The sequence below is a fragment of the Streptomyces sp. genome (assembly GCF_031178505.1).
Lineage (GTDB): Bacteria > Actinomycetota > Actinomycetes > Streptomycetales > Streptomycetaceae > Streptomyces > Streptomyces gulbargensis.
Genome location: NZ_JAPSIW010000154.1, coordinates 1 through 11,487, shown reverse-complemented (window position 1 = coordinate 11,487; position 11,487 = coordinate 1). Strand labels below are relative to the sequence as shown.

Here is an 11,487-nt window from a genome sequence, read left to right as displayed (position 1 = left end):
GCCGTGGACCACCGGCGCCGCCACACCGCACCGGGCGCGCGGGCCGGCGCCTCGGTCAGTAGGGCGCGGGCCGTCCGGCGGCGTCCTCGTGCGTGTAGAAGAGGTAGAAGGCGGCGCAGGAGACGGCGGCGGCGACCACGATCCCCAGCACCGCCGCCGACAGGACACTGGCACCGGAGAGGCTGAAGAGGAACCCGACCGCGAGCCCGGCCAGCGCGCCCCAGGCGGCGGCCCGTGGCTCGCGCGGCAGGGCGCGGCCGGTCCGGCGGAGCGCGTGCACCGCCCCGGCCAGGACCACCGCCGAGATCAGGCCGAGCCAGAGCTGGCCCCAGCTGAGCGGGCCGCCGTGGCGTTCGACGGTCGACGCGTACAGGCCGTAGACGACGCCGAGGACGAGGGGGAGTCCCCCTCCGTGCCCGCCCGTGGCGGCCCGGCGCCGGCGCCGGGCGGGTACCGCTGCGTGTGCGCCCATCGCAGGAGCTCCTTCGTCTCTGGCCCCCCGCGACCGTGTCCGCACCCTCCAGGGCACACCCCCGCGCCGGCGGCCGCAACCGGACCGGGCCCCCGCCTCCGTCCGCCCGGGCCGTACAGCCGCGCCCGGACGGCCCGGCTGTACGGCCCGGGCAGGTGACCGCTCACCCGCCCGGCGCAGTCCGGCGTTCGCGCCGGCACGAACCGGCCGACGATGGGCCCATGAGCCAGCACACCGCACCCCGCAAGGCGGGGACGTCCGGCGCCTGGGCCGCCGGCGGCACCCTCTTCGCCGGCGTCCTCATGCTCGTCACCGGCCTGATGGACATCTTCCAGGGCATCGCCGGCATCGCCGAGAACGACATCTACGCCCGCGTCGGCGACTACGTCTACGAGTTCGACCTCACCACCTGGGGCTGGATCCACCTCGTCCTCGGCGTCCTCGTGGCCGCCACCGGGTACGGCATCCTCAAGGGCGCCGAGTGGGGCCGCGTCGCAGGCATCGCCCTCGCCTCCCTCAACATCCTGGCGCAGTTCCTCTTCCTGCCCTACCAGCCGTGGTGGGCCCTCTTCTCCATGGCCGTGTCGATCTTCGTGATCTGGGCGCTCGCCTCGGACGGGGACCGCCGCGCCGACGAGAGGCTCTGAGGCGCCCATGAGATCGCACCGCACGGCCCTCGCGACGGCCGCCGCGCTCCTCGCCCTCACCGGTTGCGAGGCGGCGAAGAACGCGGCCGGCGACATCGTCTCCTCCGCCACCGCCGCGGTCGCCTCCGCCGCCCAGGAGAAGATGAACGAGGTCAAGGACGGGGTGAACGCCACCGCTGACGTCAAGGCCGGGAAGGCCCGCGCCGACGGCGACCGGACCGTCGCCGACGTCACCGCGACCAACCCCAAGGACTCCGCCGCCGACTACACCGTCATGGTCACCTTCCACGACGGCGACGGGAACGTCGTCGACACCGTCGTCGTCACCCTCGACGCGGTCCCCGCGAAACAGGCGAAGACCGGGACCGCCCGCAGCAACCGCTCGCTCCCCGGAGGCACCACCGCGGAGGTCACCCGCGCCCTGCGGCACTGAGCCGTCCGGCACCACGGGCGCCTCCGGCAGCACCGAGGGGCCCCGGCCCCCTGTCACGGCCCGGTGCGACACTGAACGGCGTGGACCGAGCCCCTGCCGCAGCATCCGAACCGCAGCCCCGGGCGACTCCGCCCCTCCCCCCTTCCCGCAACTCCGGCCCGGCGCCCGCCGGGCCGCCACCCCTCCGGCCCGTGCGCCGCCCCGCCGCCCGGGCCGCCGTGCTGCTCCTGGCCGTCCCCGCCGTCGTCGCCGCCTGCCGGGCCCTCGACACGGACGCCGTCACGCCCGTACCGCAGCTGCTGTCCTTCCTGCCGTGGCTCACCGTGCCCGCCGGGCTCGCCGTGCTCCTCGCCGCCGCCGCCCGCCGCCGCGTCCTGTCCTTCGCGGCCGTGACCGTCCTCGGCACCACCGCCTGGGCCTCCCTGCCGTACGTCCCCGACGCGGTCACCCTCGTCGCCCCGCCCGAGGCCCGGGTCCGGGTCCTCGCCGCCAACGTCGAGTTCGGCGAGGCCACCGGAGCGCTCGTCGCGACGATCCGGCGCGAGCGGCCCACCCTCGTGTACGTCTCCGAATGCGACCGCGCCTGCGGACGCACCCTCACCACCACGTTCGCCGCCGAGCTGCCCCACCACGCCTCCGTCGAGGCCGACGGCTCCGCGGGGTCGGTCCTGCTCAGCGCCCATCCGCTGCGCGACCGGCGGGTCGTCCCCGGCACGATGGGCATGCCGGGCGCCACCGCCGTCATCGCCGGACGGCCCGTGGACCTCCAGCTCGCCCACCCGATGCCGCCGCTGCCCGGGCAGACCGGCCTGTGGAAGGAGGAGCTCGGCCGGATCAGGGACGCGGTGGCACGACCCGCCCGCGGCCCGCACCGGATCGTCGCCGGGGACTTCAACGCCTCCCAGGACCATGCCGCCTTCCGCCGGATCCTCGACGCCGGGCACCTCCAGGACGCCGCCCGGCTGGCCGGCGCGAGCCGCACCCCGACGTGGCCCGCCGAGGGGCCGCTGCCGCCCTACGTGCAGATCGACCACGTGCTCGTCAGCGACGGCTTCACCGTGCGCGCCGTCCGCTTCCCCGAACTCGCCGGTTCCGACCACCGGGCCGTCCTCACCGATCTCGACCTGCACGACGGGCGCTGATCGGCCACGCTGGAAGGCATGGACAACGAGGAGATCCTGGACGACATCGGCGCCCTCGTCGAAGAGGAGCGCGCCCTGCGGCAGCGCACCGGCGGCCTCCTCCCCGAGGAGCGCGAACGCCTCGCCGAACTGGAAGTACGGCTGGACCAGTGCTGGGACCTGCTGCGGCAGCGGCGGGCCAAGGCCGAGTTCGGTGAGGACCCGGACAGCGCGGCGGTCCGCCCGGCGGCCCAGGTGGAGTCGTACCGCAGCTGAGCGCGGCGGAGGCCCGGGCCGGGGGCCGACGCGGAGTGCCGGCAGGCCCTGTTCCGGCTCCGGCCACGCGCGCCCGGGCAGTGCCGTACGCCCGTCGGCGGACGGTCCCCGGGGCACGCCCCGGCCCCCGCGGAACCCGTACACGGCCCGGCCCCGGCCCCTCACCCCGCCGAAGCCCCGCCTCGGGCCGGAACCACGGCCGGGCCCGTCACCGCCCCGGCCGGCGCGCGGCCCCGTCGGCCCCGGACCGGAGGCGGCGCCGGGCGCCCGCCGAAGCGCCTCCCGCCGGAGGCCGCGGCCACGCCCCCGCCCCCAGGTGGCCCCACCCCCGCCGGAGGCCGCGGCCACGCCCGGGCCCCGTGACCGCCCCGGCCGGCGCGCGGCCCGGCCGCTACGTTGGGAGGCATGGCGACGCACCCCGCAGGACCCTCACGGCCGGGCCCCTCACGGCTCGTTCCGCCCGCCTGGCTGACCGCCGGGCTGCGGCCCGCGTCCGCGCCGATCCCGTGGGCGGCCGTCGCCCGCGCCTCCGTGGCCCTGTCGGCGCCGCTCGCCGCGGGGCTCGCCGCCGGGCAGCCCGCCTACGGCGCGCTCGTCTCCATGGGCGCCCTCTCCGGAGTCATCGGCGACACCGCCGACGCCTACCGGATGCGGATCTTCAACATCGCCGTCCCGCAACTCTTCGGCGCCCTCGGCGTCACCCTCGGCACCCTCGTCTTCGGCCACGGCTGGACCGCCGTCGCCGCCCTGACCCTCGTCGCGCTCGTCTCCGGGATGATTTCCTCGATCGGCGCTGTCGCCTCCGTCTCCGGACTGCTGCTCCTCCTCAACGCGGTCGTCGGCGCCGGACTCCCCATGCCGGGCCCGTGGTGGAAGGCGCCCCTGCTGCTCACCCTCGGCGGGCTGTTCGTCCTCGCCCTCACGCTCCTGGGCTGGCCGCTGCGCCGCGCCGCACCCGAACGCACCGCCGTGGCCGCCGCCTACCGGGCGGCCGCCGCGCTGTACGAGGCGGCCGGCACCGACGCGTACGACGAACAGCGCCAGGCCGTGACCGCCTCCCTGAACCAGTCCTACGACCTCGTCCTCGCCCGCCGGGCCCGCGAGCACGGCCGGGCGCCCACCCAGGTCCGCCTCCTGGCCCAGCTCAACGTCCTCATCCCGCTCGTCGAGGCCGCCCCCGCCGCCCATCTCCGGGCCCGCCACCACGGTCCGGTCCACCCCTCCGTCCCGGCCGCCGTGCGCGAGCTCGCCGCCGCCGTCGAGGAGGGCCGCACCGGCAGCCCGGACCTGGACCTCCCCGCCCCGCGGCGGCCCTCCGAGAAGGCCGTCGACCACGCCCTGCGCCACGCGGCCGACGTCGTCCACGAGGCCGACCCCGACCCGTACAACGTCGACGACCGGCTCGGCAGGCCCGCCGCCCTGCGCGTCCGCGTCCGGCGCACCGCCCGCGCGGTCCTCTTCTCCGGGGCGTCCTGGCGGTACGGGCTGCGCCTCGCGCTCTGCATCGGCCTCGCCCAGGCCCTGGTGTCCCTGATCCCGGTGCCCCGCTCGTACTGGGTGGCGCTCACCGTCACCTTCGTCATGAAGCCCGACTTCGGCTCGGTCTTCTCCCGCGCCGTGCTCCGCGCCCTCGGCACCGCCCTCGGCCTCGTGCTGGCCGCCCTGGTCCTCTCCCAAGTACCGCGCGGCTGGTGGGACATCCCGGTGATGATGCTGCTCGCCGCCCTGATCCCCGCCTTCTCCGCGAAGGGGTACGTCTTCCAGACGGCGGCCATCACCCCCGTGATCCTGCTGCTCTCCGACCTCCTCAACCACCAGGGCTTCGGCCTGGTCCTGCCCCGCCTGTACGACTCGCTCATCGGCTGCGCCATCGCCCTGGTCGCCGGCTATCTGCTCTGGCCCGAGTCCTGGCACGCCCGCATCGGGGACCGCCTCGCGGACGCGGTCGCCGACACCGCCGCGTACGTGGCGCTCGCCTTCGCCCCCGCCGGCGCGCCGGAGCGGAAGGCGGCGACGGCGGGGCCGGGGACGGGGGCGACCGCGGTGGGCGGCGACCGGGGGGCGCGGCTGCGGGCCCGGCGCGCGCTGTACCGCGACCTGTCGACCGTACGCTCCGAGTTCCAGCGGGCCCTGACCGAGCCGCCGCCCACCGGCAGCCGCGCCTCCGCCTGGTGGCCGCTGGTCGTCGCCGTCGAACGGATCGTGGACGCCACGACCGCCGCCCGTATCCGCGTCGACCACGGCGCACCGCCCCCGGACCCGGCCGAGGTGGCCGCGGTCGAACGGGAGTTGCGGGAGTTCGCCCAGGGGCTGCGTTCCTCCGAGACGCTCGTGGAGGTCCGCAGCGACCTTCCCGGCGACGAGAACGGAGTCCTGGCGCCGCTGCGCCACGAGGTGCGCGCGGCCCGCGCCATCGCCGGTCCCGACCTGGGCTAAACCCCCGCCGGGGGGCGTACGGGCGGACTTACCGGCGGTCACGGAACGGAACCCTCCCACCGCCGTTACCGGAATCCACCGGTGCGACTACGATGCGCCTCGATTCACCGTGTTCGCACCCGCCACCGTCCGCAACCGGCCCGGCGGCGCGGGCACTTCGTCCTGCCCCACCCCCCGCGCCCCGAGGACACGCCATGCGCACCACCACCCCGGGCAGAGGGCTCCAGCCCAATGTCCTCGGCACGTTCGACACGATCGTGATGGCCGTCGCCGGCAGCGCACCCGCCTACTCGCTCGCCGCGACCACCGCCGTCCTCTTCGGCGCGGTCGGCCTCGCGGGGCCCGCCGCCCTCCTCTACTGCGCCGTCCCGATGCTCGGCATCGTCCTCGCCTACGCCCGCCTCGGCCGGATCGACGTCAACGCGGGCGCCGGCTACTCGTGGGTGGGCCGCACCCTCCACCCCTTCCTCGGTTTCCTCTCCGGCTGGGCGCTGGTCTTCGCCGCCACCGTCTTCATGGTCGCCGGCTCGCTCCCCGCCGGATCCCTCACCCTCGCCCTGATCGACCAGGACCTCGCCGACGAGACCCCGCTCGCCGCCGCCGTCGGCGCCTGCTGGTTCCTCGTCATGCTGCTCGTCGTCCTGGGCGGCGCGCGGCTCACCGTACGCGCCCAACTCCTCATGACGGGCGTGGAGTTGCTCGTGCTCGCCGTCTTCGTCCTGGCCGCCGTGCTGCACCGGGGGCACGCCACCGCCTTCGACTGGTCCTGGTTCGGCCTCGGCCACTTCGCCGGCCCCGAGGGCTTCGCCGCCGGCGCCCTGATCGCCGCCTTCTACTACTGGGGCTGGGACGTCACCAGCAATCTCAGCGAGGAGACCCGCGACAGCCGCCGCACCGCCGGGCTCGCCGCGCTCGTCGGGGTCGGGCTCGTCTTCCTCCTCTTCGAGGCCTTCACCGTCGCCGTGAACGTGCTGCTCAGCGCGGACGAGATCCGGGCCGCCGGGCCGAACGTGCTCGCCGTCCTCGGCCACGAGATCTGGCCCGGCGTCGGCGGAAAGCTCCTCGTCGCCGCCGTGCTCCTGTCCACCGTCGCCACCCTGGAGACCACCCTCATCCAGGTCACCCGCTCCCTCTTCGCGATGGGCCGGGACCGGACCCTGCCCGCCGCCCTCGGCAGCGTGCACCGCCGCTGGAACACCCCGTGGGTGGCGATCGCCGCCGTCGGCGGCGCGGCGCTCGTGATGTTCGCGGGCGCGGCCGCCGCCGGCACCGTCCAGGGGGTCCTCAACGACGCGGTCGCCGCGATCGGGCTCCAGATCGCCTTCTACTACGGCCTCGCCGGCATCGCGGCCGTCGTCGCCTACAAGTCGCTGCTCCTGCGCTCCGTACGGAACCTGCTCCTGGGCGGGGTGTGGCCGGCACTCGGCTCCGCCTTCATGCTGTGGGCCTTCGTCGAATCGCTCGGCCAACTCTCCTCCACCGCCCTCACCATCGGTCTCGGCGGCCTGCTCCTCGGCCTCGTCCCGCTCCTCGTGTACTGGCGCAAGGGCACCGACTACTACCGGCGCCCGGCCCGTCTGGACGCGGCGCGGGTGCTGGCGGCGGCGGAGGAGTCGGCCCCGGCCGGCCCGGGGGTGCGCTTCCGCGACAAGAGTTACGCCACCGACTTCTGACCCTCCCGGGGCGCGCCACCACCGGCCCCCTCCCGCGCCCGTCCCTCCCCGCCTCCGTCCGAGGCACCCGCACAGGCAGCTCACAGACACCCCGCCGCCGTACCGAAGGACCCCGCAAGGACCCCGCAAGGACCCCGAAGGAGGCCCCGATGGCCGTACGCCGCCGCGCCCGACGGACGGGCCGGTCGTCCCGCCCGGAGCGCTTCGTCCCCGACTTCGACCCGGACTTCGGCGACCGGGCCCTCACCGAGGCCCGCCACGACATCGTCATCGGCCGCTGGCAGGGCGTCCGCGACCTGCTCGCCGCCACCGGCGACGACTGGGCCCGCCGCACCCACCGGCTGCGGCTCCTCTCGCACGCCGCAGCCGGCAGCTCCACCGTCGAGACCTGGCGGGCCGCCGAACCCGGCAACCCGGACGCGGCCGTGCTGCGGGCCGCCACCGAGGTGGTCCGCGTCTTCGACGCGGCCATCGCCGCCGGCCGGGGCGCCGCCCTCGAACGCGGCCGGATCGATGCCGCCGTCGACGCCTGCCGCGCCGCCGCCGAAACCGCGCCCGAGGACCCCATGCCGTGGGTGTCGCTGCTGTCCGTCGCCCGGCTGTACGAGGGCGGGGTGCCGCGCCGCGAACTGCGCCACTGGTTCGACGAACTGCGGCGCCGCGACCCGTACAACACCGAGGGCCACATCCAGGTCCTGCGCTACCTGTCGGCGCGCTGGCACGGCACCCACGGCAGCATGTACGACTTCGCGCGCGACGCGGCCGGTGTGGCACCGCCCGGCACCCCGCTGCCGGTCCTCGTGCAGGTCGCCCGGGTCGAGGAGTACCGGTACATCGCGGACGGGGCGCTCGGCCGTGGCCCGGTGCGCGGCTTCGACCAGCACTGGAAGCACGAGCTGGCGGTGACCGAACTGCGCCGCACCCACGCCCGCTGGATCGGCGGCCGGGACCCGGACCGCCCGGTCGCCCCCGAGGAGGTCGCGGACCTCAACTTCCTGGTGCACGCCGCCTGTCACGCGGGCGAGGCGGAGCTGGCCCGGGAGCTCCTCGGCATGCTGGGCGTCCGGGCGGCGTGGGTGCCGTGGGCGTACACCGGGGACCCGGAGGAACAGTTCCTCCGCTTCCGGGACGGCCTGGGGATGTCCTGACGGGCCGCGCCGGGCACCCCCTGCCCCTCGGGACGCGCCGGGCACCCCCTGCCCCTCCGGACGCCCGGGGAACCGCCCCGGACCCCGCTCCGCCCTCGCGTCAGACGCCGATGTCCCGGCCGTCCTTGCGCCAGACGGCGACGACGGCGGGCCGTACGATCCGGCCGGGCCCGTCGGGCCAGACCGACGCCGGCTTCTCCACGGAGGCGCCGTCCACCTCACCCGGGTGCTGCACGGCCACCAGGACGCGCCGGTCCTGGATGATCGGACCGCAGGTCTCGGCGCCCTTCGGCACGGTCAGGAACTGCTTCAGCTCACCACGCCGCTCGCCGTGCGTGGCCACGCCGAACAGGCCGTCGTGCGAGCCGAGGGCGTTTCCGTCGGTGGACAGCCACAGGTTGCCGTGCGGGTCGAAGGCGATGTTGTCGGGGCAGGAGATCGGCGAGACCTTCTCCTTCGGGTAACCCGCGTAGTACGTCGCCGGGTCGTTCGGGTCACCGGCGACGAGGAACAGACGCCAGGCGAAGCCGTCGGAGGCCGGGTCGTCCCAGTGCTCGGCCAGCTCCAGGACCTGCCCGTGCTTGTTGAGGTTGCGCGGGTTGGCCTCGTCCGCGCCGGGGTTGGTGCCCTTGCCGCGGTTGGAGTTGTTGGTCAGCGCGACGTACACGCGGCCGGTGCGCGGGGAGGGCTCGACGTCCTCCGGGCGGTCCATCTTCGTGGCGCCGACCTTGTCACCGGCGAGCCGGGTGAAGACGAACACCTCCTCGGCGCTCATGCCCGGCACGTGCGAGACGGCCCCGTCCGCACCGGCCGTGGCGAGCGGGATCCACACGCCCGAGCCGTCGAACTCGCCGTCCACCGGGCGCTTCCCGCTGCCGTCGATCTCGGCGGCCGGCGAGTCCCCGGTCAGCTTGGCGACGTAGAGGGTGCCCTCGTCGAGGAGGGTCAGGTTGTGCTCCCGCGCCTTGCGCGAGGAGCCCTTCATCATCCGCTTCGAGGAGACGAACTTGTAGAAGTAGTCGAAGCGCTCGTCGTCGCCCATGTAGACGACCGGACGGCCGTCGGCGGTCAGGCGCGGCTGCGCCGCCTCGTGCTTGAACCGGCCGAGCGCGGTGCGCTTGCGGGGCGTCGAGTCCGGGTCGTACGGGTCGAGCTCCACGACCCAGCCCTGGCGGTGCGCCTCGTTCGGCTCCTGGCGCAGGTCGAAGCGCTTGTCGAACCGCTCCCACTTGCGCTCGGAGGCGCCGGTGCCGATGCCGTACCGCTTGTCGGTCGCGGAACTCCCGTACGCGAAGTACTGGTTGAAGTTCTCCTCGCCGTGGAGCGTGGTGCCCCACGGGGTGGTGCCGCCGGCGCAGTTGTTGAGCGTGCCGAGGACGGTACGGCCCTCCGGGTCGGCGCTCGTCCGCACCAGGTCGCTGCCGGCGGCCGGGCCGGTCAGCTCGAACTCGCTGGTGGTGTGCAGGCGCCGGTTGAGGGGGTGGCGGGTGACCGGGGTGAGACGCCCGGAGCGGTGCTCCTCCTGGACGACGACCACCGAGAGGCCGTGCGCGGCCCACGCGATCTCGACCTGCTCGCGGGTCGGGTTCTCCGCGTCGTAGCCGCGGAACATCAGGATCTCGTCGGTGTACTCGTGATTCGCCACGAGCACCTGCCGGCCCGGCTCCCCGCGCAGCGGCAGCAGGGAGAGGAAGTCGTTGTTGTAGCCGAACTGCCCGGCCTGCGCCCCTGCCGTCTGCTTGTCGGCGTCGAAGGCGGGCGCGCCGCGGAGGATCGGCTCGCCCCAGCGGATGACGACGTCCTGCGCGTACCCGGCCGGGACGGTCACCTGGTCGGCCGTGTTCGGCGCGACCGGCGTGAAGCGCAGGCCGCGGGCGCCGTCCGCCTTGCCGCCGGGGTACGGGCGGGCCTCGGCGGCCGGCGCGTCACCGAGCACGGCGGCCCCGCCCACGGCGGACGCGACGGTGACCACGGCGGCGGCGCGCATCACCGAGCGGCGCGAGAGGGCACCGGCGATGACGTCGCCGACGTACTCGTTGTCGCTGGTGTTCGGCACCTCGTGGAAACAGGCGTCACCGCAGCGGAACCGGCAGGTGAGAGCGGAACGGCCGCCTCCGTGCGGGTTCGAGCTCAGCAGCGGCAGCAGTTTGCGCACTTCGTCCTCCTCCGGCGCAGCGGTGCGCCGACAAGCTGTCGGGAATTCGTTCGACCGTGACGCTATGTGCGCACCTCTGCACGAGGGAGGCGTAGGAGTGAACGCCCGATGAATGCGCGGAAACCGGGGAGCCCGGGGTTCCGGAATCGGGGGCCGTGGGCCGCTAACCTTACGTGTCCGCCCTGGCCAGGGATGAAGGACGCATACCGCACCAACTCATGCGAAAGGGTTCGCCCATGGGTATTCGGAGCTTGCTGCGCAAGGTGTTCGGCCGCGACCGCGACCACGAGGAGACCACGGCGCCCTCCGTCCCGCCCCAGACCCGCGAGCCCGCCGCCGTGACCGCCCCCGCGGAGGAGCGCGTCACGGAGCCCGTGGCTCCCGGCGCGGGGCCCGCCCCCCAGCCCCCGGAGGAGGCGGCCCGCCGGTCGGCCGACGACCTGGTGGCCGCGGCCTTCGACAACCCGCAGGTCCCGAAGGCGCGGACGGTGGACGGGGAGACGCAGGAGAGCGCGGAGCCCGCTGCGACGCAGCCGGAACCGGAGGGCGAGGCAGGGGTCCCCGGCCCGCGGCAGGAGGAGCGGCCGGAGGCGAAGGCACCGGCGGAGGAGCCGGAGCCGGCCGAGGAGTCGCTGGAGACCGCCGCGGCGGCGGAGACCGACACCGACACCGCCGCGAAGGACGGGACACCGGCGGCGGACGAGGCCCCGGCCCCGGCCGAGGAGCCGCAGACCGAGGCGGACGTACCGGCGGAGGCCGAACCGCGGGCTCAGGACGAGGAACGGGAGCAGGCCGAGGAGCGGGAGCAGGCCGAGGAGAAGGCCAAGGCCGAGGAGCGGGAGCAGGCCGAGGAGAAGCCCAAGGCCGAGGAGCGGGAGCAGGCCGAGGAGAAGCCCAAGGCCGAGGAGCGGCAGCCCGAAGCGCCGGAAGCGGTAGAGACGACCGAGGCACCGGAAGCGGCCGAGAAGCAGGAAACGGCCGGGAAGCAGCAGCCGGAGGAGCCGGAAGCGGCGGAGGCGACCGAGGCACCGGAAGCGGCAGAGGAACCGGCAGCGACAGAGGCGGCCGAGGAGCAGGACCCGGCCGGCTCGGCGGCCGAGGAGCAGGACCCGGCCGGCTCGGCGGC

9 protein-coding genes and 1 pseudogene are annotated in these 11,487 nt (G+C 75.3%); 8 read left to right on the top strand and 2 right to left on the bottom strand.

The features are described from left to right. Positions 1-55 precede the first annotated feature (55 nt). Positions 56-472: a hypothetical protein gene (locus RIF68_RS13490; protein ID WP_309051463.1), complete on the bottom strand. Its 417-nt coding sequence runs from the start codon at positions 470-472 to the stop codon at positions 56-58. Between the two features lie 221 nt (positions 473-693). On the opposite strand from RIF68_RS13490, the gene RIF68_RS13485 reads away from it, so the two are divergent. From RIF68_RS13485 to RIF68_RS13455, 7 genes are all read left to right on the top strand, one after another. Further along, positions 694-1,119, top strand: coding sequence for a hypothetical protein (locus tag RIF68_RS13485; RefSeq protein WP_309051462.1), 426 nt, complete (start codon positions 694-696; stop codon positions 1,117-1,119). Positions 1,120-1,126: 7 nt separating this feature from the next. Then, positions 1,127-1,552, top strand: a complete 426-nt coding sequence (locus tag RIF68_RS13480) for a hypothetical protein (RefSeq protein WP_309051461.1) — start codon at positions 1,127-1,129, stop codon at positions 1,550-1,552. A gap of 191 nt (positions 1,553-1,743) precedes the next feature. After that, complete coding sequence (locus RIF68_RS13475) at positions 1,744-2,694, top strand: endonuclease/exonuclease/phosphatase family protein (RefSeq protein ID WP_309051460.1); 951 nt, start codon at positions 1,744-1,746, stop codon at positions 2,692-2,694. 18 nt (positions 2,695-2,712) lie between these two features. Further along, the gene (locus tag RIF68_RS13470; protein ID WP_309051459.1) at positions 2,713-2,949 is read left to right on the top strand and encodes a DUF2630 family protein; all 237 of its coding nucleotides are present in this window, start codon (positions 2,713-2,715) and stop codon (positions 2,947-2,949) included. 405 nt (positions 2,950-3,354) lie between these two features. Next, the gene (locus RIF68_RS13465; RefSeq protein WP_309051458.1) at positions 3,355-5,385 is read left to right on the top strand and encodes an FUSC family protein; all 2,031 of its coding nucleotides are present in this window, start codon (positions 3,355-3,357) and stop codon (positions 5,383-5,385) included. Between the two features lie 194 nt (positions 5,386-5,579). Further along, complete coding sequence (locus RIF68_RS13460; protein WP_309051457.1) at positions 5,580-7,058, top strand: APC family permease; 1,479 nt, start codon at positions 5,580-5,582, stop codon at positions 7,056-7,058. A gap of 149 nt (positions 7,059-7,207) precedes the next feature. Next, a complete protein-coding gene (locus RIF68_RS13455) occupies positions 7,208-8,206 on the top strand; it encodes a hypothetical protein (protein WP_309051456.1) in 999 nt (332 codons plus the stop codon). A gap of 100 nt (positions 8,207-8,306) precedes the next feature. Here RIF68_RS13455 and RIF68_RS13450 read toward each other — a convergent pair whose 3' ends face one another. Next, positions 8,307-10,361: a PhoX family protein gene (locus RIF68_RS13450; RefSeq protein ID WP_309051455.1), complete on the bottom strand. Its 2,055-nt coding sequence runs from the start codon at positions 10,359-10,361 to the stop codon at positions 8,307-8,309. Between the two features lie 236 nt (positions 10,362-10,597). Here RIF68_RS13450 and RIF68_RS13445 point away from each other — a divergent pair. After that, positions 10,598-11,487 (top strand): annotated as a pseudogene (locus RIF68_RS13445) (hypothetical protein); the annotation flags it as partial.